This is a genomic window from Pseudomonas sp. 203-8, from assembly GCF_020708595.1.
In the GTDB taxonomy this organism is placed as follows: Bacteria; Pseudomonadota; Gammaproteobacteria; order Pseudomonadales; family Pseudomonadaceae; genus Pseudomonas; species Pseudomonas aeruginosa.
Map to the genome: position 1 here is coordinate 138,364 of NZ_JAJFDF010000006.1, position 25,060 is coordinate 163,423.

The 25,060-nt window shown below is 64.4% G+C and carries 25 protein-coding genes; 5 read left to right on the forward strand and 20 right to left on the reverse strand.

Annotation, left to right across the window (positions count from 1 at the left end; all coding sequences use genetic code 11):
• The first annotated feature begins 70 nt into the window (after nt 1-70).
• Genes folE2 through LJF27_RS15440 form a run of 3 tightly spaced genes read left to right on the forward strand, consistent with a single transcriptional unit; the run spans nt 71 to nt 2,864 of the window.
• Nucleotides 71-967 (forward strand): GTP cyclohydrolase FolE2, encoded by an 897-nt coding sequence (gene folE2, locus LJF27_RS15430; protein ID WP_003099665.1) that lies wholly within the window; start codon nt 71-73, stop codon nt 965-967.
• Complete coding sequence (locus tag LJF27_RS15435; RefSeq protein ID WP_003099663.1) at nt 964-1,524, forward strand: hypothetical protein; 561 nt, start codon at nt 964-966, stop codon at nt 1,522-1,524. Before folE2 ends, LJF27_RS15435 begins: the two co-directional genes overlap by 4 nt.
• 2 nt (nt 1,525-1,526) lie before the next feature.
• Nucleotides 1,527-2,864 carry a dihydroorotase gene (locus tag LJF27_RS15440; protein WP_019727084.1) on the forward strand — a complete coding sequence of 446 codons (1,338 nt, stop codon included), beginning with the start codon at nt 1,527-1,529 and terminating at the stop codon, nt 2,862-2,864.
• A 44-nt stretch (nt 2,865-2,908) separates the two neighbouring features.
• On the opposite strand, the gene LJF27_RS15445 is transcribed toward LJF27_RS15440, so the two are convergent.
• From LJF27_RS15445 to cfaB, 5 genes are all read right to left on the reverse strand, one after another.
• Nucleotides 2,909-4,153: a serine hydrolase domain-containing protein gene (locus LJF27_RS15445; RefSeq protein WP_003118441.1), complete on the reverse strand. Its 1,245-nt coding sequence runs from the start codon at nt 4,151-4,153 to the stop codon at nt 2,909-2,911.
• An 86-nt stretch (nt 4,154-4,239) separates the two neighbouring features.
• The gene (locus LJF27_RS15450; protein WP_003099655.1) at nt 4,240-4,638 is read right to left on the reverse strand and encodes a DUF1850 domain-containing protein; all 399 of its coding nucleotides are present in this window, start codon (nt 4,636-4,638) and stop codon (nt 4,240-4,242) included.
• On the reverse strand, nt 4,635-6,659 hold the full coding sequence (locus LJF27_RS15455) for a TRAP transporter permease (protein ID WP_003099653.1): 2,025 nt from the start codon (nt 6,657-6,659) through the stop codon (nt 4,635-4,637). The genes LJF27_RS15450 and LJF27_RS15455 overlap by 4 nt, the downstream gene beginning before the upstream one ends.
• A 74-nt stretch (nt 6,660-6,733) precedes the next feature.
• Nucleotides 6,734-7,693, reverse strand: a complete 960-nt coding sequence (locus LJF27_RS15460; protein WP_003118440.1) for a TAXI family TRAP transporter solute-binding subunit — start codon at nt 7,691-7,693, stop codon at nt 6,734-6,736.
• Between the two features lie 163 nt (nt 7,694-7,856).
• Nucleotides 7,857-9,041 carry a C17 cyclopropane fatty acid synthase CfaB gene (gene cfaB, locus LJF27_RS15465; protein ID WP_003099645.1) on the reverse strand — a complete coding sequence of 395 codons (1,185 nt, stop codon included), beginning with the start codon at nt 9,039-9,041 and terminating at the stop codon, nt 7,857-7,859.
• A gap of 237 nt (nt 9,042-9,278) precedes the next feature.
• Between cfaB and LJF27_RS15470 the strand changes: the two genes are divergently transcribed.
• Together LJF27_RS15470 and LJF27_RS15475 are read left to right on the forward strand one after the other, a co-directional pair.
• On the forward strand, nt 9,279-9,902 hold the full coding sequence (locus LJF27_RS15470) for an HAD-IB family phosphatase (protein ID WP_003099642.1): 624 nt from the start codon (nt 9,279-9,281) through the stop codon (nt 9,900-9,902).
• A 357-nt stretch (nt 9,903-10,259) separates the two neighbouring features.
• Nucleotides 10,260-11,465, forward strand: coding sequence for an MFS transporter (locus tag LJF27_RS15475; RefSeq protein ID WP_003122302.1), 1,206 nt, complete (start codon nt 10,260-10,262; stop codon nt 11,463-11,465).
• A 63-nt stretch (nt 11,466-11,528) separates the two neighbouring features.
• Here LJF27_RS15475 and glmS read toward each other — a convergent pair whose 3' ends face one another.
• The 15 genes from glmS to soj form a co-directional block, all read right to left on the reverse strand.
• Entirely contained in the window at nt 11,529-13,364 is a 1,836-nt protein-coding gene (gene glmS / locus LJF27_RS15480) for a glutamine--fructose-6-phosphate transaminase (isomerizing) (protein ID WP_003097120.1), read from the reverse strand.
• Nucleotides 13,365-13,379: 15 nt separating this feature from the next.
• Nucleotides 13,380-14,153, reverse strand: a complete 774-nt coding sequence (locus tag LJF27_RS15485; protein WP_003458389.1) for a DeoR/GlpR family DNA-binding transcription regulator — start codon at nt 14,151-14,153, stop codon at nt 13,380-13,382.
• A gap of 67 nt (nt 14,154-14,220) precedes the next feature.
• Complete coding sequence (locus tag LJF27_RS15490; protein ID WP_003114652.1) at nt 14,221-14,730, reverse strand: M23 family metallopeptidase; 510 nt, start codon at nt 14,728-14,730, stop codon at nt 14,221-14,223.
• Between the two features lie 13 nt (nt 14,731-14,743).
• A complete protein-coding gene (gene glmU / locus LJF27_RS15495; RefSeq protein WP_003114651.1) occupies nt 14,744-16,108 on the reverse strand; it encodes a bifunctional UDP-N-acetylglucosamine diphosphorylase/glucosamine-1-phosphate N-acetyltransferase GlmU in 1,365 nt (454 codons plus the stop codon).
• A gap of 120 nt (nt 16,109-16,228) precedes the next feature.
• Nucleotides 16,229-16,654 carry a F0F1 ATP synthase subunit epsilon gene (locus tag LJF27_RS15500; RefSeq protein ID WP_003097128.1) on the reverse strand — a complete coding sequence of 142 codons (426 nt, stop codon included), beginning with the start codon at nt 16,652-16,654 and terminating at the stop codon, nt 16,229-16,231.
• Nucleotides 16,655-16,695: 41 nt separating this feature from the next.
• Complete coding sequence (gene atpD, locus LJF27_RS15505) at nt 16,696-18,072, reverse strand: F0F1 ATP synthase subunit beta (protein WP_003097130.1); 1,377 nt, start codon at nt 18,070-18,072, stop codon at nt 16,696-16,698.
• A gap of 30 nt (nt 18,073-18,102) precedes the next feature.
• A complete protein-coding gene (gene atpG / locus LJF27_RS15510; RefSeq protein ID WP_003097132.1) occupies nt 18,103-18,963 on the reverse strand; it encodes a F0F1 ATP synthase subunit gamma in 861 nt (286 codons plus the stop codon).
• Between the two features lie 50 nt (nt 18,964-19,013).
• Nucleotides 19,014-20,558 (reverse strand): F0F1 ATP synthase subunit alpha, encoded by a 1,545-nt coding sequence (atpA, locus tag LJF27_RS15515; RefSeq protein ID WP_003097134.1) that lies wholly within the window; start codon nt 20,556-20,558, stop codon nt 19,014-19,016.
• Nucleotides 20,559-20,576: 18 nt separating this feature from the next.
• Entirely contained in the window at nt 20,577-21,113 is a 537-nt protein-coding gene (locus LJF27_RS15520) for a F0F1 ATP synthase subunit delta (RefSeq protein WP_003097135.1), read from the reverse strand.
• 11 nt (nt 21,114-21,124) lie between these two features.
• Complete coding sequence (locus LJF27_RS15525) at nt 21,125-21,595, reverse strand: F0F1 ATP synthase subunit B (protein ID WP_003100235.1); 471 nt, start codon at nt 21,593-21,595, stop codon at nt 21,125-21,127.
• Nucleotides 21,596-21,652: 57 nt separating this feature from the next.
• Nucleotides 21,653-21,910 (reverse strand): F0F1 ATP synthase subunit C, encoded by a 258-nt coding sequence (gene atpE / locus LJF27_RS15530; protein ID WP_003097235.1) that lies wholly within the window; start codon nt 21,908-21,910, stop codon nt 21,653-21,655.
• Between the two features lie 49 nt (nt 21,911-21,959).
• A complete protein-coding gene (gene atpB / locus LJF27_RS15535; protein WP_003100237.1) occupies nt 21,960-22,829 on the reverse strand; it encodes a F0F1 ATP synthase subunit A in 870 nt (289 codons plus the stop codon).
• A gap of 16 nt (nt 22,830-22,845) precedes the next feature.
• A complete protein-coding gene (locus tag LJF27_RS15540) occupies nt 22,846-23,226 on the reverse strand; it encodes a F0F1 ATP synthase subunit I (RefSeq protein ID WP_003118473.1) in 381 nt (126 codons plus the stop codon).
• Between the two features lie 163 nt (nt 23,227-23,389).
• Nucleotides 23,390-24,262 (reverse strand): ParB/RepB/Spo0J family partition protein, encoded by an 873-nt coding sequence (locus LJF27_RS15545; RefSeq protein WP_003100240.1) that lies wholly within the window; start codon nt 24,260-24,262, stop codon nt 23,390-23,392.
• A 9-nt stretch (nt 24,263-24,271) separates the two neighbouring features.
• Nucleotides 24,272-25,060, reverse strand: coding sequence for a chromosome partitioning protein Soj (gene soj, locus LJF27_RS15550; RefSeq protein ID WP_003097243.1), 789 nt, complete (start codon nt 25,058-25,060; stop codon nt 24,272-24,274).

A 25,060-nucleotide genomic window follows, 5' to 3' on the forward strand; every position in this document is an offset into this window, starting at 1 on the left:
ATTAGCTAATACGTTATATTATAACATTCAAGCCATTTCCAGGCCTTGCCTACCCTTCTTCGAGTTCTCCATGAATGCCTTGACGCTTCCCGATATCGCCCGCCAGACCACCACCGCCGATCTTCCCCTGGACTGGGTCGGCATGCAGGGCATCGCCCTTCCCGTGCAGATCGGCGGGCAGAGGGTCGCCGCCGAAGCCGATGCCGGTGTCAGCCTGGACGACCCGCAGGCCCGCGGCATCCATATGTCGCGCCTCTACCTGGCGCTGGCCGAACTGGAACAGGGCGAGCTGGACCTTTCCTGCCTGCGCGCCGTCCTGCAACGCTTCCTCGACAGCCACGCCGGCCTGTCGCGTCGCGCCTACCTGCGCCTACGCCTCGCGCCGCTGCTGCGGCGTCCGGCGCTGGTCAGCCCGCTGAGCGGCTGGAAACGTTATCCACTGGTGCTGGACACGCGCCTGGAAGGCGATGACTTCCAGGCCGAAGTCCATCTCGAGCTGACCTACTCCTCAACCTGCCCCTGTTCGGCGGCACTGGCCCGGCAATTGATCCAGGAGCGCTTCGACCAGGACTTCGCCGGACAGCCGCTCGATCATGCCAGCGTGCTTGCGTGGCTCGGCAGCAGCGCCGGCATCGTCGCCACCCCGCACAGCCAGCGCAGCAGCGCGCACCTGCGCATCGGCCTGGCGGAAGACTGCATCGGACTGCCCCTGGAAGAGCTGGCGGATCTCGGCGAAAGCGCCCTCGGCACCGCGGTGCAGACTGCGGTGAAACGCGCCGACGAGCAGGCCTTCGCCCTCGCCAACGGGCAGAACCTGATGTTCTGCGAGGACGCGGTGCGCCGGCTGCACCGCGCCCTGCAGGGTTATCCACAGGCGAGCCGGTTCTCCATACGGGTCGTCCATGCGGAAAGCCTGCATGCCCATGACGCCGTCGCCGAAAGCCATTGGCAGCGAGGTGCAGCATGATCCGCAAGAATCCCTCCGGCGACCTGCCGGTGATCGACGAATCGGCCTATGTGGACAAGACCGCGATCATCTGCGGCAAGGTGATCATCCAGGCCAACGTCTTCGTCGGTCCCTACGCAGTGATCCGTGCCGACGAAGTCGACGCCGACGGCGGCATGCAACCGATCGTGATCGGCGCCAACTCGAACATCCAGGACGGCGTGGTGATCCATTCCAAGTCGGGTGCCGCGGTGACCATCGGCGAGCACAGCTCCATCGCCCACCGCTCCATCGTCCACGGTCCTTGCGAAGTCGGCGACCGGGTCTTCATCGGCTTCAACAGCGTGCTGTTCAACTGCCGGGTCGGCGATGGCTGCGTGGTCCGCCACAACGCGGTGGTCGACGGCTGCGACCTGCCAGCGGGTTTCTACGTACCGTCCACCGAGCGCATCGGTCCGCGCACCGACCTGGCGAGCATGCCGCGGGTCAGCGTTTCCGCCAGCGAGTTCTCGGAAGACGTGGCGCGCACCAACGTCGACCTGGTACGCGGCTACAAGTCGCTGCAGAACGAGTTCTGAACATGCGAAGCCTGCTGATCCGCAATGCCCGGATGGTCAACGAGGGGCAGGTACGCGAAGGCGATCTGCTGGTCCGCCACGGTCGCATCGAACGCATCGCCGGCTGCCTGGAAAACTGCGGCGCCAGCCGGGAGATCGATGCCGCCGGACGCTACCTGCTGCCGGGAATGATCGACGACCAGGTGCACTTCCGCGAGCCGGGTTATCCACAGAAGGGCTCGATCGCCAGCGAATCCCGCGCCGCCGTGGCGGGCGGCATCACCAGTTTCATGGACATGCCCAATACCCGCCCGGCGACGCTGAGCCTCGAAGCGCTGGCGGAAAAGAAGCGCCTCGCCGCCGCCCATAGCGTGGCCAACTACGGTTTCCACTTCGGCGTCAGCCGCGACAACCTCGACACCGTGGCCGCCCTCGATCCACGCGAGGTCGCCGCGGTGAAGGTGTTCATGGGCGCCTCCACCGGCGACATGCTGGTGGACGACCTGCCGACCCTGGAGCGCCTGTTCGCCAGCGTTCCGACCCTGCTGCTGAGCCATTGCGAAGACACGCCGCGGATCGAAGCCAACCTGGCGCGCTGGCGACAACGCTTCGGTGAACGTATTCCGGCAGCCGCCCACCCGCGCATTCGCGACGCCGAGGCTTGCTACCGTTCCACCGCCCTGGCGGTGGAACTGGCGCAACGACATGGCACGCTGCTGCATGTCCTGCACTTATCCACAGCGCGTGAACTGGCCCTGTTCGAGGACAAGCCGCTGTGCCAGAAACGCATCACCGCGGAAGTCTGCGTCCACCATCTGCTGTTCGACGACAGCGACTACGCCCGCCTCGGCCATCTGCTCAAGTGCAACCCGGCGATCAAGAGCCGCGAGGACCGCGACGCCCTGCGCAGGGCGCTGGCCGGCAACCGCCTGGACGTGATCGGCACCGACCACGCGCCGCACGCCTGGGCCGAGAAGCAGCAGGCTTATCCACAGGCGCCGGCCGGCCTGCCACTGGTCCAGCATGCGTTGCCGGCACTCCTGGAGCTGGTCCGCGAAGGCTGGCTGTCGCTGGCCACCCTGGTGGCGAAGACCAGCCACCGGGTCGCCGAACTGTTCGCCATCGCCGATCGCGGTTTCCTCCGCGAAGGTTACTGGGCCGACCTGGTGCTGGTCAGCGAACTGGAGCACCCGGCGCTGGCCAGCGCCATGCCGCTGCTGTCGCGCTGCAACTGGACGCCGTTCCGCCACCGGGCATTCCACCATCGGATCGATACCACCATCGTCTCCGGGCAACTCGCCTGGCACGCGGGACGCCTGTCCGACGATTGCCAGGGACTGTCCCTGCGGTTTTCCCGCTGAAGTCTTGTCCACAGCCTGCTGTGGATATCCGTTAGCCCACGGCCCTAGCGCAGGGCTTTCACCGCCGCGCCAAGGAAGGCATAGGTCTCCTCCTCGCGATCGTCCATCTCCGGCTTCGGCCAGGCGCTCCAGACCACCGCCACGATCTTCTCCTTGCGGTTGATGTAGAGGTACTGGCCGAAGATGCCCTGGGCTTCGAAGGCCCCGCCGTCATGCTCGGGCAGGGCCTTGGCGCCCACCGGGAAGGTCCACCACTGGTAGCCGTAGCCGAGCGCGTATTCGCCATCGTAGAGCTTGCCAGGGGCCAGGTGGGAAGAAGCCTCGACGCGACTGGCACGATCGACCCAACCTTCGGGGAGGATACGTTCGCCATCGATCACCCCGTCCTCGAGGACGAACTGGCCGAAGCGGCCATAGTCGCGCAGGGTCGCGCTCAAGCCGCTGCTGCCGATCTCTTGCCCGGCCGGCGATTCCAGTTGCCAGAAGCCGTCGCTCTCCATGCCCATTCGCGCCCAGATCCGCTCGGACAGGTAGTCGCTCACCGGAATGCGGGTCGCCGCGTGCAGCAGCTCGCTCTGCAGGTGCGACTCGCCGGTGCTGTAGGTGAAGTGGGTACCGCTCGGGTACTGCCGCGGCAGACTCGCCAGCAGCCGCAGGATGCCACCGGGACGTTCGGCGAGCTGGGCGTCGAACATCTGCCGGCGGTCGGACTTCGGATCGCGATAGGTCTCGTTCCAGCGGACCCCGGAACTCATCTGCAGGACCTGCTCCACCGTCACCCCCTGGTAGGCGGAGCCGGCCAGGCTCAGCAGGTACTTGTCCACAGGCTGGTCGAGAGCCAGCAGGCCCTGCTGCACGGCGGCGCCCACCAGGGTCGAGGAGATCGACTTGACCACCGAGAACGAGGTCCAGCGCGTGCGTTCGTCGTTGCCCAGGCCGTAGCGCTCCAGGGCGACCTTACCATCCTTGAGGACCAGCACCCCGCCAACGCGGTTGCGCCGCATGAAATCGTCGACGCCGTATTCCTCGCCGCCGATCCGGTAGCGCGGCGCGATGGCCACACCCGCCGGCAGCGGACGGACCTTGGTCCCCTTGTGGATAACCCGGGTCGGATAGACCTTGTCCATGTTCCGGTAGGTGTCCGGCTGGTATTCCGGGATCAGTTCATAGAGATCGGCGGCACGGCCGATCCGCGGGTTTTCCACAGCCGCGTCGGCGCCGGCCGAGCCGCTTGCCGAGACGAACAGCGCCAGCAGGGCCGGCCGGAAGACTGATATACAGCTACGCATGGACGTTTTCCTTATGACCGGAAGCAGCTCCGGCTTCGTCGTTTTTATGGATGTGGACTGGCGTCTCACGGTTATCCACAGGACGTTCAGTCGCTCGGGTCCCGTATCGGACACGCCCAGAGTTCGACCGCCGGGCGCTCAGGGTCCGGCGGACCGATCCAGCGCGCCAGCGCATCGCAGCGCCCCTGACGGCAGATCCGGTAGTCGCCGGCCTCCGGTGTGCGCCCCAGCCGCAACGGTTGCAACGGCGGCACCCCACGGTGGTAATGCCAGGCGCCGTCACGCAGCACGGCGCCCTCGGGAATCTCCATCCCCGCCCCGCTGCCCCGCACCCGGGCCTCTTCCAGCAGCAGGCCGCGCTCACTCAGGCGATAGTCTTCTTCCCAGAGCACCTTCTCGACCGTGTGTTGCCAGGCCAGGGTGAACGACTGCAGCGGCAGCGTCGCCCAGACGCTGCCGGCCATGCCCAGACACAGCGCGATCACGCCACCGCCTCGCGCGCACGCTGGCGCCAGAGGTGCCAGCCGATCACCAGCGCGCCGAGGACGAAGCCCAGCTCGTCGCTGATCGGCAAGGCCAGGACCAGGCTGGCCCCGGCGGCGAACGCCACCAGGCGCTCCCACCAGGCCAGCGGCCCCTGCAGGTAGCCGATGGAAGCCATGCCCCACAGGCCGATGGCCAGCACCGCCTTGCAGGTGACATAGAGCGTCGCCCCCCAACCGCCTTCCTGCAGCATCAGCGCCGGGGAATACACCGCCATGAACGGCACCACGAAACCCGCCAGGGCGATGCGCACCGCCCAGAAGCTGATCTTCAATCCCCTTTCCTTGGCGATCGGCGCGGCCGCGAAACAGGCCAGCGCCACCGGAGGGGTGAGGTCGGCGAGGATGCCGAAGTAGAAGACGAACATGTGCGAGACGATCAGCGGCACCCCCAGTTCCAGCAGCGCCGGCGCGGCGATGGAGCTGGTGATGATGTAGTTGGGGATGGTCGGGATGCCCATTCCCAGGACCAGGCAGGTGACCATGGTCAGGACCAGCGACAGCAGCAGGTTCTCCCGTCCCAGGTCGAGCACGTAGCTGGCGAAGGTGGTGGCGATGCCGGTCAGCGAAATCACCCCGATGATGACTCCCACCAGGGTGCAGGCGATGCCCACCGGAATCGCATGTCGCGCACCTTCGGCGAGGGCGCGGACGCAGATGCGCAGGGTTTCCCGGCCGCCACGGACGAACCAGCAGGCCAGGGCCAGGGCCGCGATCACGACGAAGATCACCCCGATGCCGAGGCGGAAGAACCCCGCGCAGAGCAGCCCCAGCGCCACCCAGAAGGCGATGCGCAGGCCGAGCGAGGACACCCGCAGGATGATCGCCGAACCGAGGATGACGATGGCGGTCAGCGCCAGGCCGATGGTTCCGGAGAACAGCGGCGTGCGCCCGGAGAACAGCAGCGCGATCAGCACCAGCAACGGAATCAGCAGGAACCAGCGCTCGCGGACGGCACCCCAGGCGCTGGGACACTGATCGCGCGGCAGGCCCTTTAGATCGGCCCGGCGGGCCTCGAGGTGGACCATCCAGTACACCGAGCCGAAATACAGCAGGGCCGGGATCAGCGCCGCCTTGGCGATCTCCACGTAGGGGACGTTGATGGTCTCGGCCATAATGAACGCCACCGCCCCCATCACCGGCGGCATCAGTTGGCTGCCCATGCTCGCGGTCGCCTCGACGCCGCCGGCGAACGCCGGCTTGTAGCCGAAACGCTTCATCAGCGGGATGGTGAACTGTCCGGTGGTGACCACGTTGGCCACGCCGGAGCCGGTGATGGTGCCCATCAGCGCCGAGGAGAATACCGAGACCTTGGCCGGCCCGCCGACCCGGTGACCGAACAGGCCCATGGCGAAATCGGTGAACAGGCGGATCATGCCGGCCTGCTCGAGGAAGGCGCCGAACAGGATGAACAGATAGATGTAGGTGGCCGATACGTAGGTCGGCGTGCCGTAGAGACCTTCGGTACCGAACGACAGCTGGTTGACGATCTGGTCGAAGCCGTAGCCGCGGTGGGCCAGGTCGCCCGGCAGGTGTTCGCCGAACAGGCCATAGGCAAGAAACAGCGCGCAGATGATCGGCAAGGCGATGCCCATCACCCGTCGCGCCGCCTCGAAGACCAGGACGATCAGCACCACGCCGACGACCATGTCGGCCTGGGTCAGCTCTCCGGAGCGCTGGATCAGGTCGCCCTCGAAAACCCACTGGTAGACCGCCGTGCCCAGGCCGGCCATGCCCAGCAACCAGGCCAGCGGCTGCCAGGGGCGACCTATGCCGAAGGCGGGATAGCTGATGTACACCACCAGCAACAGCAGTCCGACGTGCATTGCCCGCAGGACCTGGGTGGAAATCAGGGGAAAGGCCGCGGTGACGACCTGGAACACGGAAAAGGCCAGGGCCACGGCGAACAACGCGCGCGGCCAGTTTTCCGCCTCAAGATGCAGCCCGTTCTGATGATCGCTCATGCATCGACTCCCTACAGCCGGAAACGCGGGGAACCCGGTCCGCCGCACGGACCGGGGCTACGGAGAAACGGGCCTCACTCGGGCAGTACGCCCTTCTCCTTGTAGAAGCGCTCGGCGCCGGGATGCAGCGGAATCGGCAGGTTCTTCGCCGCCTTGTCCAGGGCGATGTCCTTGGCGGCAGCATGGGCGGTGACCAGGCGCGGCAGGTTGTCGAACATCAGCTTGGTCATCTGGTAGGCCAGCTCGTCGCTGACCCCGGAGTGGCTGACCAGGATATTGTCGATCGCCACCGTCGGCACGTCCTGCTCCTGGCCGTCGTAGGTGCCGGCGGGAATGCTCGCGGCGTGGTAGGCCGGGCTGTCGATCTTCGCCACCACGTCCGCCGGGATCGCGACGAAGGTGATCGGCATGGTCGAGGCCAGGTCGCGGATGGCCGCCATGCCCAGGCCGGAGGATTGCAGCGTAGCGTCGAGCTGGCGGTTCTTGATCAGCTCCACCGACTCGGCGTAGGGCAGGTACTCCACCTTGCCCATGTCCTCGTAGCTCAGGCCGGCGGCCTTGAAGATCGCCCGGGCGTTCAGCTCGGTACCGCTCTTGGGCGCGCCCACCGAAATGCGCTTGCCTTTCAGGTCGGCCAGGGTCTTGATGCCCGAGGCTTGGCTGGCCACTACCTGGATATAGTTCGGATAGGTATTGCCGATAGCCCGCAGCTTCTTCAACGGCGCCTTGAAGCCGGCGTCGGCGACCCCGTTCCAGGCGTCGGCGACCGAGTCGCCCAGCGCCAGCGCCAGTTCTCCACGCCCGGCCTGCAACAGGTTGAGGTTCTCGACCGAAGCCTTGGTGGCCTGCACCGAGGTTTTCGCGCCCTGGATATCGTGCCCGTAGATCTGCGAGAGGCCGACCCCTATGGGGTAATAGACCCCGCTGGTGCCGCCGGTGAGGATATTGATGAAGGTCGGCGCGGCAAAGACCACGGTACTGAAGGTCACCGTTGCGGCAAGCGTGAAAAGACCGAAGCGTCTGCTCAGCGACATGGGAAGTCTCCTGTTCTTATCGTTGTTGTCGCGCTGTCGCGGAAGCGTCCCGGCTTCCTTCGACCGCGCAGGACTTCGTGCAGACTAGACCGCCCCGCCACGCAGGACAATCAGCAAGGACCGATTGCGCGACCGGCTCCGCAAGGGAGCCGGTCGCCGGCGTTCAGGCGTACAGGTCGCGCCGCGACCAGGGCAGCTCGTGGGAGCCATCCTCGTGGGGGCGAATGGCGAGGATCTGGTGCAGGTTGATCCAGCCGCGCTTGAAGCCGTAGGCGCATCCGGCCAGGTACAGCCGCCAGATCCGCAGGGTTTCCTCGGGCACCAGGCGAGCCGCCTCCTTCAGCCTGGCTTCCAGGTTGGCGCTCCAGAAGTCCAGGGTCCGGGCGTAGTGCAGACGCAGGCTTTCCACGTCGACTACTTCCAGCCCGGCTTCGCTCATCCGCGCCACCGCCAGCGACAGGTGCGGCAGCTCGCCGTGGGGAAACACGTAGCGATCGATGAAGTCGCCGGCCCCCTTGCCAACCGGGCGGCCGTCGGTGTAGCGCGAGGTGATGCCGTGGTTCATCACCAGGCCGCCGGGACGCACCGCATCGTACAGTTGCTGGAAGTACAGCCCCAGGTTGGCGTGCCCGACGTGCTCGAACATGCCGACGCTGACCACCTTGTCGAAGCGGCCATCGCGCGGCAGGTCGCGGTAATCCAGCAGCTTGAGGGTGACTCGGTCCTCCAGGCCTTCGGCCTTGACTCGCTCCCGGCCGAGCGCCAGCTGCTCCTTGCTCAATGTGATGCCGGTGACCTCGACGCCGAACTCGCGAGCGGCCAGGCGCGCCAGCCCCCCCCAACCGCAACCGACATCGAGCAGCTTCTCGCCCGGCTGCAAACGCAGCTTGCGGCACAGGTGACGGAGCTTGGCCAGTTGCGCGGTGGCGAGGTCTTCCTTGCCGGTCTCGAAATAAGCGCAGGAATAGACCATTTCCGGATCCAGCCAGAGCTGGTAGAAGTCGTTGGACAGGTCGTAGTGGTAATGGATGGCTTCGGCGTCGGTGTCCTTGTCATGGCTTTCGCGAACCGGCGGCGCGCCGCCATCGGGTTCGCCGAGCGCTTCGCTGAGGGCATCGCCGATACCGATGACCTGGCTGATCGGTCCTTCGATGTCGAGACGCTTCTCGACGTAGGCCTTGCCCAGCGCATCGAGGCTGGGATGGGTGATCTCGGTTAGCAGCGAGGGGTCGCGAATGACCATGGTTACCTGTGGATCCGGCCCCAGATCGAACGCCTGAGCATCGCCGATGCGGATCCGCAACGGCAGTTGCAGGGACAGCAACTCAGAGGGGAGCTGTGCAATCATGCCAAACCTCCTGGTCACAAGACGGGAACACTATAGTCCAGTACCTGATAGAGTTTTGCTATCGACTACTTAGCCTCCTATCTATCGATGCAAAACCCCTGAGCACTCCGATTCAGGTTAGCAGCCAGTCTGCCCATGGATAGTTGACAGTTCTGATATACAAACTTTCCCTTGCTGCAATAACGGAATGACGCATACACCCTGTCAAAGGAAGCGGAAGCGACATAAGGAATGCCGATGAACGAGACCGTATCCCTCGAAACACGCGAAGTACGCTTTCTCTCCGTGTTCGACTTCGACGGTACCCTGACATACCGAGACAGCTTCGTGCCCTTCCTGCGTTTCGCCTTCGGCAACCGGGTGTTCGTCCGCCGCATGCTGCGCATGGCAGGACCCAGCCTGGCCTATCTCTGCCGGCGTATCGACCGCGACGACCTGAAGGCGCGCCTGATCGCCACCTTCCTCACCGATGTGCCCGTACATGTGCTGGAAGAGCGGGCGCTGGCCTACCAGAACCGCTTCTGGGAAACACTGATGCGTCCCCACGCATTGACCGCGGTGGCCGACCAGGTCAGCAGCGGCAGCACCGTGACCATCTGTTCCGCCTCCCCTTCGCTGCTACTCAGGCCGTTCGCCGAGAAGCTCGGCGTGCACCTGATCGCCACCGAGCTGGAAGTGGTAGACGGCGTACTGACCGGCAGGATCGTCGGCCGCAACTGCCGGCGCGACGAGAAAGTCTGCCGCCTGGAGCGGCACTACGGTCCGCTGACCCAATACTCCCTGCGCGCCTGGGGCGACTCGCGCGGCGATACGGAACTGCTGGCGGCGGCGCTGGAGCGCTTCTGGAAACCGTTCCGCTGACCGGTTGCCGGACATGGTCTGATCCGAGTATCAATCCAAAGTGGGAGCGAACGTCGCCATATCCGGCAGGAGTGCAAAATTCGGCTAACGTTCCGGTAGGATAGTTTCTCCAGCACTCCCGAGCCCCGAGCGGATTCCGGGGAGAGCCGCTTGAGGCGATACGCCGAAGCCTTCTTCGAAATCGTGCACTGGCCCCCAGAATCTCCCTCCGTTCTCTTCTTTTCTCCCCGCCGTTCCTGCATCAACCAAACAGCCATGCCCTCCATAGCCCGAGCGGTTCATCCCTGACCCTGGCGCCGGCTCCACGAGCCGGCGCCCACTTGGCGTTCGTCCGCTCATTCAGCCAAAGAGAACATCATGAACCAGAAAATTTCCCCGCCTTCACAGAAGCTCGACGGCCTGTTCCTGCTGGCCCTGTCGATGGCCGTATTCTTCGTCGGCGTGACCGAGTTCATGCTGTCCTCCATGCTCGGGCCGCTGGCGCAGGCGTTCCACACCACTACCAGCGGCGCCGCCTGGCTGATCTCCAGCTACGCGTTCTCCTATGCGATCGCCGCGCCGTTGCTGGGCTACTTCTCCGACCGCATGCAACGCAGGAAGCTGCTGCTGCTCGCCCTGGTCCTCTTCGCGGTCGATACTCTGGCCATCGTCATCGCCCCGACCCTGGAAATTGCCGTCGTCCTGCGGGTGATCGGGGGCATCGCCTCGGCAATCATCATCCCGACCACCTTCGCCCTGGTCGCGGAGGTGGTCGCCCCGCAAAGACAGGCCGGTGCCATGGGCCAGGTGATGCTCGGCATGACCCTCGGCATTGCCGCCGGCCCGGCACTGGCCGGCCTCCTCTCGGACTTCTTCGGCTGGGCGGCGCCCTTCCTGATGGTCTCGTGCGGTTGCGTGCTGGTCTTCCTGATGGCACGCCAGCGCCTTCCCGTGCAAGCCGTGGCACCGCGCGCCGAGGGCCATGCGCTGGGCTGGTGCAGGCAATGGAGCATCCTCAGGCCACTGATCGCCAAGGGTGCCTGGAACGGCACCGGGGTCGCCGGCCTGCTTCTCTCGGGAGAGGTGCTGCGCCAGCGCTACGGCTTCAGCACCGCGCAGATAGGCGTCAGCATCGCCGCCTTCGGCGTGGGCCTGGCCGTGGGCAACCTCGCCGCGGGTTACCTGCGACGTTATCTGAAGCGCGACGAAGACATGCTCCTGCTGGTGCTGGCGCTCCTGGTGCTATCGATGTCGACCTTCATGCTCCTGCCGCTACCGTTGCCCGTGGCGCTCTGCTGCCTGGGCGCCTGGGGCGCCGCGCTGGGCCTGGGCGCGCCGGCGGGCACGGTGGTACTCGCCTCGCGCTCCGGGCCGGACAAGGGCATGGTGCTGTCGTTCGCCGAGACGTTCAACAACATCGCCATTCTCGCCAGCGTGCCCCTGGCTGTGCGACTGCTGGAGCTGAAGGGGCCGCCCGCCACCCTGTGGGTATTGGGCATCGGCCTGGGGATCGGCGCCTGGCTCACCGTGCTGGACTGGTTCGCCAGCCGCAGGAGCGACGAGGCGCTGCCGTTGCGCGATTGACGGCGAGCGCCGCGAGCGCCGGGGCCGCATGCCTGCCCCGGCTTCTCGGGCACGCGGCCGGCGTTACTCGACGGTGACCGACTTGGCCAGGTTGCGCGGCTGGTCGACGTCGGTGCCCTTGAGCACGGCGACATGGTACGAGAGCAATTGCAACGGGATGGTGTAGAGGATCGGCGAGAGCACGTCGCCGATGTGCGGCATGCCCACCACATGGGTGCCCTCGCCGGCCTCGATGCCCGCGCCTTCGTCGGCGAACACCACCAGTTCGCCGCCGCGGGCGCGGACTTCCTGCAGGTTCGACTTGAGCTTCTCCACCAGCTCGTTGTTCGGCGCCACGGTAACCACCGGCATGTCGCTGTCCACCAGCGCCAGCGGGCCATGCTTGAGTTCGCCGGCCGGGTAGGCTTCGGCATGGATATAGGAAATTTCCTTGAGCTTCAGCGCGCCTTCCAGGGCCACCGGGAACTGCGCGCCACGGCCGAGGAACAGGGTGTGGTGCTTCTCGGCGAACAGCTCGGAAACCTTCTCCACCGTCCGGTTCATCGCCAGCGCCTCGCCCAGCCGGGTCGGCAGGCGACGCAGTTCGTCCACCAGCTCGGCTTCGACGCCATCGGCCAGGCGCTTCTGCACCTGGCCGATGCCCAGGGTCAGCAGCAGCAGGGCGACCAACTGGGTGGTGAAGGCCTTGGTCGAGGCCACGCCGATTTCCGGGCCGGCCTGGGTCAGCAGGGTCAGGTCGGATTCGCGCACCAGCGAACTGGTGGCAACGTTGCAGATCGCCACGCTGGAGAGGAAGCCCAGCTCCTTGGCGTTGCGCAGGGCAGCCAGGGTGTCGGCGGTCTCACCGGACTGGGAGATGGTGACGAACAGGCAATCCGGCTGCACCGCGACCTTGCGGTAGCGGAACTCGCTGGCGACCTCCACCTGGCAGGGAATCCCGGTCAGGCTTTCCAGCCAGTAACGGGCGACCATGCCGGCGTGGTAGCTGGTACCGCAGGCGACGATCTGCACGTTGCGAACCTTGGCGAACAGCTCCGCCGCCTGCGGGCCGAAGCTTTCCACCATTACCTGGTTCTGCCCGAGGCGGCCTTCCAGGGTGCGCTGCACGACGCTGGGCTGCTCGTGGATTTCCTTGAGCATGAAGTGCCGGTACTCGCCCTTGTCGGCGGCTTCGGCGCCTTCGTGGTACTGCACGGTCTCGCGCTGCACGTCGTTGCCCTGGACATCCCACAGGCGCACGCTGTCGCGACGGATCTCGGCGATATCGCCTTCTTCCAGGTAGATGAAGCGGTCGGTCACCTGGCGCAGCGCCAGTTGGTCGGAAGCGAGGAAGTTCTCGCCAAGCCCGAGGCCGATCACCAGCGGGCTGCCGCTGCGGGCGGCGACGATGCGGTCCGGCTGCGCCGCGCTGATCACTGCCAGGCCATAGGCCCCGTGCAATTCCTTGACCGCGTCCTTCAGCGCCAGGGTCAGGTCGCCGATGGACTGCAGCTTGTGATGCAGCAGGTGGACGATGACCTCGGTGTCGGTTTGCGAGGTGAACACGTAGCCCAGGCCCTTGAGCCGCTCACGGAGAGGTTCGTGGTTCTCGATGATGCCGTTGTGCACCACCGCCAGTTCGTCGCTGGAGAAATGCGGGTGGGCATTGCCTTCGGTTGGCGCGCCGTGGGTCGCCCAGCGGGTATGGGCGATGCCCAGGCGGCCGAGCAGCGGCGTACCGGCCAGGCCTTCCTCCAGGCTGGCGACCTTGCCGACCCGGCGGCAGCGCTGCAGCCTGCCTTCGTTATCGAAGACCGCCACGCCGGCGCTGTCGTAGCCACGATACTCGAGGCGCTTGAGGCCTTCGATGAGGATGGGGGTGATGTTGCGCTCGGCGATCGCGCCTACGATTCCACACATGGGGTCTTTCTCCTTTCAGGCCTCGACCGGGGCGCAGATCAGCGTGACGCCCCGGGCGGTTATCTGTTCGCGCGCGGAAGGTTCCAGGCGCTCGTCGGTAATCAGGGTATGGATGCTGCTCCAGGGCAATTCCTGGTTGGGAATGCGCCGACCGACCTTGTCGGCCTCGGCCATGACGATCACCTCGCGGGCGACCTCGGCCATCACCCGGCTCAGGCCCAGCAATTCGTTGAACGTGGTCGTCCCGCGTTCGAGATCGATGCCGTCGGCACCGATGAATAGTTGGTCGAAGTCATAGGAACGCAGCACCTGCTCGGCAACCTGCCCCTGGAACGACTCGGAATGCGGATCCCAGGTCCCCCCGGTCATCAGCAGCACCGGCTCGTGCTCCAGTTCGCGCAGGGCGTTGACCACGTTCAGCGAGTTGGTCATCACCACCAGGCCCGGCTTGTGCCCGAGTTCGGGGATCATCGCCGCGGTGGTGCTGCCACTGTCGATGATGATCCGCGCATGCTCGCGGATGCGCGCCGCGGCGGCGCGACCGATAGCCTGCTTGTAGGGCGAGACGGGCTGCGCAGCTTCACCGATCAGTTCCTGCGGCATCGGCACCGCACCGCCGTAGCGACGCAACAGCAGGCCGTGGCTTTCCATGGCGGCGAGGTCCTTGCGGATGGTCACTTCCGAGGTGGAAAAGCGCTTGGCGAGTGCGTCCACGCTGACCTCGCCCTGCTCGGAAAGCAGCGCGAGGATGGCATGGCGACGTTGCGGCGTATTACGTTTCGAGATCACTTAAGTTTCGTTTCGAAAGAAAAGTGTGCGAATCAAAACTTATCCGGCGCTTCTCGTCAATGACTTTTCATCGGCTCGGCAGCACCGTATCGGGATCGAGATAGAACATCTTCTTCCAACCCTGGGTGCTGTCGTCGGCCAGCCAGGGATAGGGCAGCAAGGTGATGATCGCGTAGTGCAGGTGGGCCGGCTTGCCGCGCGCGTTGCCGGTGGTGCCGACCGTACCCAGGCGGGAACCGGCAAGGACCGGCTGGCCCGGATAGGCGTCGAGGCTATCGAGATGGGCGTAGTAATGCAGGCGCCACTTGGGCGCCAGCACCAGGACGACCTTGCCGCCGAGGGCGATCTCCCCGCGATAGAGCACCAGGCCGTAGCTGGCGGAGCGTACGGGGGTGCCGCTGCGGGCGAAGATGTCGATGCCCTTGTGCACTCCGGAGCGCCCCCAGGGCTCGAACCAGAAGGTTCGCGGATTCCAGTCGCGGGCACTGGCGCCTTCGACGGGTATCCGCGGCCATTCGGGCAGCACCGCCCAGGCTATGAGCAGCCCCAGCACGATCCGTTTCGCAGGCTTCGGCATCCGTGCCGCTCCGTTACTTCTTGATTTTTTCCGGGCGCTTCCAGTTTTCCAGGTTCTTCTGCCGGGCGCGGCCGAAGGCCAGGTTCTTCGCCGGAACCTCATGGGTGATGGTGGAGCCGGCCGCGGTCGTCGCGCCATCGCCGATCTTCAGCGGCGCCACCAGCGAGTTGTTCGAGCCGATGAACACATCGTCGCCCAGCTCGGTGCGGAACTTGTTCGCGCCATCGTAGTTGCAGGTGATGGTGCCGGCGCCGATGTTGCAGTTGGCGCCCAGCTCGGCATCGCCCAGGTAGCTCAGGTGGCCGGCCTTGCTGCCCTCGCCCAGGCGGGCATTCTTCAGTTCGACGAAGTTGCCGACATGGGCCCGAGCGCCGAGCACGCTGCCCGGACGCAGGCGGGCGAACGGACCGGCATCGCTACCCTCGCCCAGCTCCGCGCCTTCCAGGTGGCTGTTGGCCTTGATCACCGCGCCACGCCGCAGGACGCTGTCGCGAATCACGCAGTTCGGTCCGATGCGCACGTCGTCCTCGATCACCACGCGGCCTTCCAGCACCACATTGACGTCGATCAGCACGTCGCGGCCGACCGAGATTTCGCCACGGACATCCAGGCGCTGCGGATCGAGCAGGGTCACGCCCTGGCGCATCAGCTCCTCTGCGCGCAGGCGCTGGTAGTGACGCTCCAGCTGGGCCTGTTGCATGCGGTCATTGACGCCCTGCACTTCCATCGCGTCCAGCGGTTGGGCGCTGGCCACCACCAGGCCGTCGCCGACCGCCATGGCGATCACGTCGGTCAGGTAGTACTCGCCCTGGGCGTTGTCGTTGGACAGGCGGCCGAGCCAGTCGGCAAGGCGCTTGCCCGGCACCGCGAGGATGCCGGTGTTGATCTCGCCGATCTGGCGCTGCGCCGGGGTCGCGTCCTTGTGCTCGACGATGGCCTGCACCGCGCCTTGGTCGTCACGGACGATGCGGCCGTAGCCGGTGGGGTCGAGCATGTCGACGGTGAGCAACGACAACTGGTCCGGGGTGACTTGCGCCAGCAGGCGCTGCAAGGTGTCCAGCTGGATCAGCGGCACGTCGCCGTAGAGGATCAGCACCTGGTCTGCACTGAGGAACGGCAGGGCCTGGGCCACCGCATGGCCCGTACCGAGCTGTTCGGCCTGGAGCACGAAATTCAGGTCGTCGGCGGCCATCCGCTCACGCACCAGATCCGCGCCGTGGCCGATCACCACGTGGATCCGTTCCGGCTGCAACTGGCGCGCGCAGTCGATGACGTGGCCGAGCATCGGCTTGCCGGCAATGGGATGGAGGACCTTGGGCAGGGCCGAACGCATGCGGGTGCCCTGGCCGGCGGCGAGAATCACGATTTCAAGGGACATGGACTGGACTACCGTTCCTGGTGGTCACAGGCAAAACCTGTGAGTGAAGATGCAAAACGAAAAAAGGGTAGCCCACAGGCTACCCTTTTCCCTGACACCGCTAGAAGTACCGGCTGGAAATCAGCCGCCGAACTTCTTGCGCAGTTGCTGGACGGTGCGCAGCTGGGCTGCGGCTTCGGCCAGACGCGCGGCAGCGGCGCTGTAGTCGAACTCGGCGCCCTTGCCCTGCAGCGCCTTTTCGGCAGCCTTCAGGGCTTCCTGGGCGGCCGCTTCGTCGAGGTCGCCGGCACGAACCACGGTGTCGGCGAGGACCTTGACCATGTTCGGCTGGACTTCGAGGAAACCGCCGGAGATGTAGTACACCTCCTGCTCGCCGCCCTGCTTGACCAGGCGGATGGGGCCCGGTTTCAGGTCGGTGATCAGCGGCGCGTGGCCCGGGGCGATACCCAGGTCACCCAGAGCGCCGTGCGCGATAACCATCTCGACCAGGCCGGAGAAGATCTCCGCCTCGGCGCTGACGATGTCGCAATGGACTGTTATGGCCATACGCTTGCCTCACATGAGCGCCCGTCGCCGGGCGCACAGGATTACAGTTTTTTGGCTTTCTCGACTGCTTCTTCGATACCGCCGACCATGTAGAACGCCTGCTCCGGCAGGTGATCGTAGTCGCCGTTGAGAATGCCCTTGAAGCCAGCGATGGTGTCCTTCAGGGAAACGTACTTGCCCGGCGAGCCGGTGAAGACTTCCGCTACGAAGAACGGCTGGGACAGGAAGCGCTGGATCTTACGAGCGCGCGCCACCAGCAGCTTGTCGGCTTCGGACAGTTCGTCCATGCCCAGGATCGCGATGATGTCCTTCAGCTCCTTGTAGCGCTGCAGAACATACTGGACGCCGCGAGCGGTGTCGTAGTGATCCTGGCCGATCACCAGCGGATCGAGCTGACGGGAGGTCGAGTCCAGCGGGTCGACCGCGGGGTAGATACCCAGCGAGGCGATGTCACGGGACAGTACGACGGTCGCGTCCAGGTGGGCGAAGGTGGTCGCCGGGGACGGGTCGGTGAGGTCGTCCGCGGGAACGTATACGGCCTGGATCGAGGTGATCGAGCCTTTCTTGGTGGAGGTGATGCGCTCCTGCAGAACGCCCATCTCTTCGGCCAGGGTCGGCTGATAGCCCACCGCGGACGGCATACGGCCCAGCAGTGCGGACACTTCGGTACCGGCGAGGGTGTAACGGTAGATGTTGTCGATGAACAACAGAACGTCACGGCCTTCGTCACGGAACTTCTCGGCCATGGTCAGGCCGGTCAGTGCGACGCGCAGACGGTTGCCCGGCGGCTCGTTCATCTGGCCGTATACCAGGGCTACCTTGTCCAGTACGTTGGAGTCCTTCATCTCGTGGTAGAAGTCGTTACCCTCACGAGTACGCTCGCCCACACCCGCGAACACGGAATAACCGCTGTGCTCGATGGCGATGTTACGGATCAGTTCCATCATGTTGACGGTCTTGCCCACGCCGGCGCCGCCGAACAGGCCTACCTTGCCGCCCTTGGCGAACGGGCAGACCAGGTCGATCACCTTGATGCCGGTTTCCAGCAGCTCGTTGCCGCCAGCCTGGTCGGCATAGGACGGAGCTTCGCGGTGGATGCCCCAGCGCTCTTCTTCGCCGATGGGACCGGCTTCGTCGATCGGGTTGCCCAGTACGTCCATGATCCGGCCCAGGGTCGCTTTACCGACCGGCACGGAGATGGCAGCACCAGTGCTGTCCACGTTCAGGCCACGCTTGAGGCCTTCGGTGGAACCCATCGCAATGGAACGAACCACGCCGTCGCCCAGCTGCTGCTGGACTTCCAGGGTGGTTTCAACGCCCTGAACCTTCAGGGCTTCATAGATGCTCGGCACGGCATCGCGCGGGAATTCCACGTCGATCACGGCGCCGATGATTTGAACGATACGTCCGCTACTCATGTCTGGTTCCTCTGAATTTTGAACCTGTTCTTACACCGCGGCAGCGCCGCCGACGATTTCCGAGATTTCCTGGGTGATCGCCGCCTGACGCGCCTTGTTGTAGATCAGCTGCAAATCGCTGATCAGCTCGCCGGCGTTGTCGGTAGCGTTCTTCATTGCAATCATCCGGGCCGCCTGCTCACAGGCGTTGTTCTCAACCACGGCCTGGTACACCTGGGATTCCACGTAACGCACCAGCAGCCCGTCGAGGAGCGACTTGGCGTCGGGTTCGTAGAGATAGTCCCAGTGGTGCTTCAGCTCCTGATCGTCATCGGCCACCAGCGGAATCAGCTGTTCCACGGTCGGCTTCTGGGTCATGGTGTTGACGAACTTGTTGGAGACCACGAACAGGCGATCGATACGGCCTTCGAGGTATGCGTCGAGCATCACCTTGACACTGCCGATCAGGTCGTTGATCGAAGGCTCTTCGCCGAGGTGGCTGATAGCTGCCACGACGTTGCCGCCGAAACTGCGGAAGAACGAAGCGCCCTTGCTACCGATCACGCAAAGGTCGATTTCCGCCCCTTGCTCGCGGTAGCCGCTCATGTCCTTGACGAGGGACTTGAACAGGTTGATGTTCAGACCGCCGCACAGACCACGGTCACTGCTCACCACGATGTAGCCGACGCGCTTGACTTCACGCTCGACCATGAACGGGTGACGGTATTCCGGGTTGGCGTTGGCCAGATGGCCGATCACCTGGCGAATACGCTCCGCGTAGGGACGGCCGGCCGCCATGCGCATTTGTGCCTTGCGCATCTTGCTCACCGCCACTTTTTCCATGGCATTGGTGATCTTTTGCGTGCTTTTGATGCTCGCAATCTTGCTGCGAATCTCTTTTGCGCCTGCCATTTGACACCTATCGGGTTAGCAGGCGGGAGCCTCGCGGCTCCCGCTGCGGCTTACCAGGTTTGGGTGGCCTTGAACTTCTCGATGCCGGCCTTGATGCCCGCGTCGATTTCGTCGTTGAAGTCACCTTTCTCGTTGATCTTCGCCAGCAGAGCGGCATGCTCGCGCTGGAAGTAGGAGATCAACGCCTGCTCGAAGCTACCGACCTTGGCGATTTCGACGTCCTGCAGGAAGCCACGCTCGGCGGCATACAGGGACAGCGACATCTCGGCGATCGACATCGGCGCGTACTGCTTCTGCTTCATCAGCTCGGTAACGCGCTGACCATGCTCCAGCTGCTTGCGGGTCGCTTCGTCCAGGTCCGAGGCGAACTGGGCGAAGGCCGCCAGTTCACGGTACTGGGCCAGAGCGGTACGGATGCCGCCGGACAGCTTCTTGATGATCTTGGTCTGGGCCGCGCCACCTACGCGGGATACCGAGATACCGGCGTTGACGGCCGGACGGATACCCGAGTTGAACATGGCGGATTCCAGGAAGATCTGGCCGTCGGTGATCGAGATCACGTTGGTCGGAACGAACGCGGAAACGTCGCCGGCCTGGGTCTCGATGATCGGCAGCGCGGTCAGCGAGCCAGTCTTGCCGGTCACGGCGCCGTTGGTGAACTTCTCGACATACTCTTCGGAAACGCGGGAAGCGCGCTCCAGCAGACGGCTGTGGAGATAGAACACGTCGCCCGGGTAGGCTTCGCGGCCCGGCGGACGGCGCAGCAGCAGGGATATCTGGCGATAAGCCACGGCCTGCTTGGACAGGTCGTCGTAGACGATCAGGGCGTCTTCACCGCGATCGCGGAAGTATTCGCCCATGGTGCAACCGGAGTACGGCGCCAGGTATTGCAGGGCGGCGGACTCGGAAGCGCTGGCGGCGACCACGATGGTGTTGGCCAGGGCACCGTTCTCTTCCAGCTTGCGTACGACGTTGGCGATAGTGGACTGCTTCTGGCCGATGGCCACGTAGACGCACTTAATGCCGCTGTCTTTCTGGTTGATGATGGCGTCGACCGCGAGGGCGGTCTTGCCGATCTGGCGGTCGCCGATGATCAGCTCGCGCTGGCCACGGCCTACCGGGATCATGGCGTCGACCGACTTGTAGCCGGTCTGTACCGGCTGGTCTACCGACTTACGCCAGATCACGCCCGGAGCGACCTTCTCGACCGCGTCGGTGGCCTTGGCGTCGATCGGACCCTTGCCGTCGATCGGATTGCCCAGTGCGTCGACTACGCGACCCAGCAGTTCCGGACCGACCGGAACCTCCAGGATGCGCCCGGTGCACTTGGCGTTCATGCCTTCGGCGAGGCCCTGGTATTCACCCAGGACCACGGCACCCACGGAATCCTGCTCCAGGTTCAGCGCCATACCGTAGACGCCGCCCGGGAACTCGATCATCTCGCCGTACATGACGTCGGCCAGACCGTAGATGCGCACGATACCGTCGGACACGCTGACGATGGTGCCTTCGTTTCGTGCTTGGGAGGCGACGTCGAGTTTCTCGATGCGCCCCTTGATGATTTCACTAATTTCGGAAGGATTGAGTTGCTGCATGCCGCTGCCCCTTCAAACTCAAGATTTCAACGCTTCGGCCAGTTTCGCGAGCTTGCCGCGCACCGAGCCATCGATTACCAAGTCACCGGCGCGAATGATCACGCCGCCGATCAGGCTCGCGTCTTCCGACGCATGTAGCCGCACTTCGCGACTGAGCCGGGCGCTGAGAGCCTTGGCGAGTTTGTCCTGCTGTTCTTTGCTCAAGGTGAAGGCACTGGTGACTTCTACCTCGACCGACTTTTCCTGCTCGGCCTTCAACTGCTCGTACATCTCAGCGATGGTCGGCAGCAGTTCGAGCCGCTTGTTCTCAGCCACAGTCCGGACGAAGTTCTGGGCTGGTGCATTCAGCTTGTCGCCGCACACATCGATCAGGCTCTGGGCCTTGGCCGAAGAGGTCAGCTGAGGCTCTTTGAGCAGCTGGCGCACGGTGTCGTCCTGCGACACTGCGGCCAGCACACCCAGCGCAGCCGACCAATCGGCCAGTTGCTGATGAGCCTGGGCGTACTCGAAAGCCGCCTTTGCGTAGGGACGAGCCAACGTGGTCAGTTCTGCCATAGCGCCCTCGCTTAGATCTCGGCTGCCAGTTTGGAAACCAGCTGCTCGTGCGCGTTTGCGTCGATCGAAGCACCCAGGATCTTCTCTGCGCCGGTGACGGCCAGGGCACCCACTTGGGCACGCAGGGCGTCCTTGACGCTGTTCAGTTCCTGTTCGATTTCCGCTTGGGCCTGGGCCTTCAGGCGTTCGCCTTCGGTACGGGCCTGGTCGCGGGCTTCATCGACGATCTGGTTAGCGCGTTTCTTCGCCTGTTCGACGATTTCGGCTGCCTGAGCCTTGGCTTCGCGCAGTTGCTGGCCCGCTTTCTCATGAGCCAGCTCCAGATCACGAGCCGCGCGGTTGGCAGCGTCCAGGCCGTCAGCGATCTTCTTCTGACGCTCTTGCAGAGCCGCGATGACCGGAGGCCACACGAACTTCATGCAGAACAGCACAAAGATGAAGAACGCAACGGACTGGCCAATCAGGGTTGCATTAATGTTCACGCCAACACCTCGCTCGTTCGTTGTCCGTCAAACACTCAAATCGAATGATTCGAGTGATTAGCCGGCGATTTGACCAACGAAGGGATTCGCGAAGGTGAAGAACAGGGCGATACCCACACCGATCATGGTCACGGCGTCCAGCAGGCCGGCGACGATGAACATTTTCACCTGCAGCATCGGAACCATTTCAGGCTGACGAGCTGCGCCTTCCAGGAACTTGCCACCCAGCAGACCGAAACCGATGGCGGTACCCAGGGCACCCAGGCCAATCAGCAGAGCAACGGCGATAGCAGTCAGTCCAACTACAGTTTCCATTTTTCCTCCCGACTTTTTGTCGTGTTGGTTAAAGGTTGAAGCGAATCGATTAATGGTTGTCTTCGTGCGCCATCGACAGGTAGACGATGGTCAGCATCATGAAGATGAAGGCCTGCAGGGTGATGATCAGGATGTGGAACACAGCCCACGCCCAGTTCAGGGCTACGCCCAGGGCACTCAGCAGGAACATTCCGCTACCGAACATGACGGCGATCAGAATGAAGATCAGTTCGCCGGCATACATGTTGCCGAACAGACGCAGCGCCAGCGAAACCGGCTTGGCGATCAGGGTCACGAACTCGAGCAGGAAGTTCACCGGAATCAGCAGGATCTGAACGACGATGTTCTTGCTGCTGAAGGGGTGCAGGGTCAGTTCACCGAGGAAGCCGCCGATGCCCTTGACCTTGATGCTGTAAAAGACGATCAGGGCGAACACCGAGATCGACAGGCCGAGGGTGGCGTTCGGGTCGGTGGTGGCCACCGCGCGGAAGAACAGGTGCTCGTCGCCGGTGATCTTCGCGGCCAGCATCGGCAGGTAGTCCACCGGTACCAGGTCGATCAGGTTGAGCAGGAAGATCCAGACGAACACGGTCAGGGCCAGGGGCGCGATCAACGGGTTACGCCCGTGGAAGGTGTCCTTGACGCTGGTGTCGACGAACTCGACCATCACCTCGACGAAGTTCTGCAGTCCACCCGGCTGGCCGCTGGTGGCCTTCTTGGCCGCCAGGCGGAAGATGAACAGGAACACCACGCCGAGCAGTACCGACCAGCCCAGGGTGTCTACGTGGAATGCCCAGAAGCCCATTTCCTTGGCTTGCTCGGCGGTGTGGGCGAACCCCCAATCACCATTAGGCAGACGCCCGAAGGTCAGGTTCTGCAAGTGGTGCTGGATGTAACCCGAAGCGGTTTCTGCTGCCATGTTTGCCTCAATCGCTCTAAGGTCTTGTAAATGTTTTTCCCATCAGCAGGGGTGCGCACCAGCTGACCATCAGGGTCAGCAGATAGACACCGAACAGAGCCGGCGCCATCAGTGGCTTCACGCCTGCGAACGTCAGTGCGAAGAGCACCGCCGTCAGAATCAGTTTCCCGGCTTCGCCCGCATAGAAAGAGCGAACGATTTCCCGGGCAGCCCGCGCTCCGCTGAAACGGAACGCCTTGTAGGCGAAATAACAATTCGGCAACCAGGCGATCATCCCTCCCAGCAGTCCGGAATATCCGGCTACCGGTCCCCAAGAAATCCACAGGGAGATCGCAGCAACAAGCACTACTACCAGTTGGACGAGCAGCAATCTGAATGCCGGCAGGCGACTTGGCATGCGGGACTCCATCGCGCTCTCAGTCTTCTGGTGTCGGCACTGCCAAATCAACGACTTGGCATAAAAAGTGCCCACAAAATAGCGCGCAGAGTATAGGGGGGGAGTCCCCCCTGTTCAACTGGCTGGTAGTGATTTCCGACTACCCGCTACAACCCAAAGTGTGTCAACGGATGTGGGCGAGAACGCCCTGCAGTTCATCCAGGGAGCTGTAGCGGATGACCAACTGTCCCTTGCCCTTCTGACCATGCCGGATCTGCACCGAAGCGCCCAGGCGCTCGGCCAGGCGCTGTTCCAGGCGGGCGATGTCCGGGTCGCTCTTGACCGGTCCCGCAGGCTTGCCCGGGGCATGCGTCCACTGCCGAACCAGGGCTTCGGTCTGACGTACGGTCAGCCCATGTGCGACAACATGTCGCGCCCCTTCCACCTGCCGTTCTGCCGGCAGACCGAGGAGCGCACGGGCATGGCCCATCTCCAGGTCGCCATGGGAAAGCAGGGTCTTGATCTCTTCCGGCAGGCCGATCAGGCGCAGCAGGTTGGTAATGGTCGCGCGCGACTTGCCGACCGCTTCCGCGACCTGCTGCTGGGTCAGCTGGAACTCCTGCTGCAAGCGCTGCAGGGCAGCGGCTTCCTCGATCGGGTTGAGGTCCTCGCGCTGGATGTTCTCGATCAGCGCCATGGCGATGGCCGCTTCGTCCGGCACGTCGCGCACCAGCGCCGGGATCTTTTCCAGTCCGGCCTGCTGGCTGGCCCGCCAGCGCCGCTCGCCGGCGATGATCTCGTAGCGGCCATTGGCGATCGGCCGCACCACGATGGGCTGCATCACGCCCTGGGCCTTGATCGACTGCGCCAGTTCCTCCAGCGCCTGAGGGTCCATGTCGCGACGCGGCTGGTACTTGCCGCGCTGCATCAGGTCGAGGGGGATCTGCTGCAACTCGCGGCGGTCGGCCTGTACGGCTTCCTCCTGCAGTTTGGCGGGACTCGAGCCGCCCAGCAGGGCATCGAGCCCGCGTCCCAGTCCACGTTTCTTGGCTGCCATGCGGGTTCCTTATGCGGTTGCGGCGCGGCCTTTGGCGCGCTGGCGGCGGACCAGCTCGCCGGCCAGCGCCAGGTAGGCGATGGCGCCGCGGGATTGCTTGTCGTAAACCAGCGCCGGCATGCCGAAGCTGGGGGCTTCGGCGAGGCGCACGTTACGCGGGATGACGGTGCTGTAGAGGGTGTCGCCGAAATGCTCCTGCAACTGCGCGGAGACATCGTTGGTCAGGCTGATGCGCGGATCGTACATGGTCCGCAACAGACCCTCGATCTTCAGCGTCGGGTTGAGCAACTGGCCGATGCGCTGGATGCTGTTCATCAGGTCGGTCAGCCCCTCCAGCGCGTAGTACTCGCACTGCATGGGGATGATCACGCCGTCGGCGGCGGTCAGCGCGTTGACGGTGAGCATCGACAGCGACGGCGGGCAGTCGATGAGGATGTAGTCGTAGTTCTCGCGGATCGGCGCCAGCGCGTTGCGCAGGCGATTTTCCTTCATGTCCATTTCCAGCAGCACCACTTCCGCGGCGGTCAGGTCGCGGTTGGCCGGCAGCAACTGGTAGCCGCCGTGTTCGGAGAACTGCATGGCCTCGGCGAGGTTGCACTCGCCGGTGAGCACGTCGTAGATGGAGTGCTCCAGGTTGTGCTTGTCGATGCCGCTGCCGGTGGTGGCGTTGCCCTGGGGATCCAGGTCCAGCAGGAGGACGCGGCGCTTGGTCGCCACGAGGGAGGCCGCGAGGTTGATACAGGTCGTGGTCTTGCCGACACCGCCTTTCTGGTTGGCGATCGCGAATACCTTAGCCAT

What these genes read in the sequence shown, in the direction of transcription:
- atpA (WP_003097134.1), bottom strand. Translation starts at nt 20,558, where the DNA reads ATGCAGCAACTCAATCCTTCCGAAATTAGTGAAATCATCAAGGGGCGC.
- atpB (WP_003100237.1), bottom strand. Translation starts at nt 22,829, where the DNA reads ATGGCAGCAGAAACCGCTTCGGGTTACATCCAGCACCACTTGCAGAAC.
- LJF27_RS15520 (WP_003097135.1), bottom strand. Translation starts at nt 21,113, where the DNA reads ATGGCAGAACTGACCACGTTGGCTCGTCCCTACGCAAAGGCGGCTTTC.
- LJF27_RS15460 (WP_003118440.1), bottom strand. Translation starts at nt 7,693, where the DNA reads ATGTCGCTGAGCAGACGCTTCGGTCTTTTCACGCTTGCCGCAACGGTG.
- atpG (WP_003097132.1), bottom strand. Translation starts at nt 18,963, where the DNA reads ATGGCAGGCGCAAAAGAGATTCGCAGCAAGATTGCGAGCATCAAAAGC.
- LJF27_RS15455 (WP_003099653.1), bottom strand. Translation starts at nt 6,659, where the DNA reads ATGAGCGATCATCAGAACGGGCTGCATCTTGAGGCGGAAAACTGGCCG.
- LJF27_RS15545 (WP_003100240.1), bottom strand. Translation starts at nt 24,262, where the DNA reads ATGGCAGCCAAGAAACGTGGACTGGGACGCGGGCTCGATGCCCTGCTG.
- LJF27_RS15540 (WP_003118473.1), bottom strand. Translation starts at nt 23,226, where the DNA reads ATGCCAAGTCGCCTGCCGGCATTCAGATTGCTGCTCGTCCAACTGGTA.
- LJF27_RS15500 (WP_003097128.1), bottom strand. Translation starts at nt 16,654, where the DNA reads ATGGCCATAACAGTCCATTGCGACATCGTCAGCGCCGAGGCGGAGATC.
- LJF27_RS15440 (WP_019727084.1), top strand. Translation starts at nt 1,527, where the DNA reads ATGCGAAGCCTGCTGATCCGCAATGCCCGGATGGTCAACGAGGGGCAG.
- atpE (WP_003097235.1), bottom strand. Translation starts at nt 21,910, where the DNA reads ATGGAAACTGTAGTTGGACTGACTGCTATCGCCGTTGCTCTGCTGATT.
- glmS (WP_003097120.1), bottom strand. Translation starts at nt 13,364, where the DNA reads ATGTGTGGAATCGTAGGCGCGATCGCCGAGCGCAACATCACCCCCATC.
- LJF27_RS15490 (WP_003114652.1), bottom strand. Translation starts at nt 14,730, where the DNA reads ATGCCGAAGCCTGCGAAACGGATCGTGCTGGGGCTGCTCATAGCCTGG.
- LJF27_RS15445 (WP_003118441.1), bottom strand. Translation starts at nt 4,153, where the DNA reads ATGCGTAGCTGTATATCAGTCTTCCGGCCGGCCCTGCTGGCGCTGTTC.
- soj (WP_003097243.1), bottom strand. Translation starts at nt 25,060, where the DNA reads ATGGCTAAGGTATTCGCGATCGCCAACCAGAAAGGCGGTGTCGGCAAG.
- LJF27_RS15435 (WP_003099663.1), top strand. Translation starts at nt 964, where the DNA reads ATGATCCGCAAGAATCCCTCCGGCGACCTGCCGGTGATCGACGAATCG.
- LJF27_RS15470 (WP_003099642.1), top strand. Translation starts at nt 9,279, where the DNA reads ATGAACGAGACCGTATCCCTCGAAACACGCGAAGTACGCTTTCTCTCC.
- folE2 (WP_003099665.1), top strand. Translation starts at nt 71, where the DNA reads ATGAATGCCTTGACGCTTCCCGATATCGCCCGCCAGACCACCACCGCC.
- glmU (WP_003114651.1), bottom strand. Translation starts at nt 16,108, where the DNA reads ATGTCCCTTGAAATCGTGATTCTCGCCGCCGGCCAGGGCACCCGCATG.
- cfaB (WP_003099645.1), bottom strand. Translation starts at nt 9,041, where the DNA reads ATGATTGCACAGCTCCCCTCTGAGTTGCTGTCCCTGCAACTGCCGTTG.
- LJF27_RS15475 (WP_003122302.1), top strand. Translation starts at nt 10,260, where the DNA reads ATGAACCAGAAAATTTCCCCGCCTTCACAGAAGCTCGACGGCCTGTTC.
- atpD (WP_003097130.1), bottom strand. Translation starts at nt 18,072, where the DNA reads ATGAGTAGCGGACGTATCGTTCAAATCATCGGCGCCGTGATCGACGTG.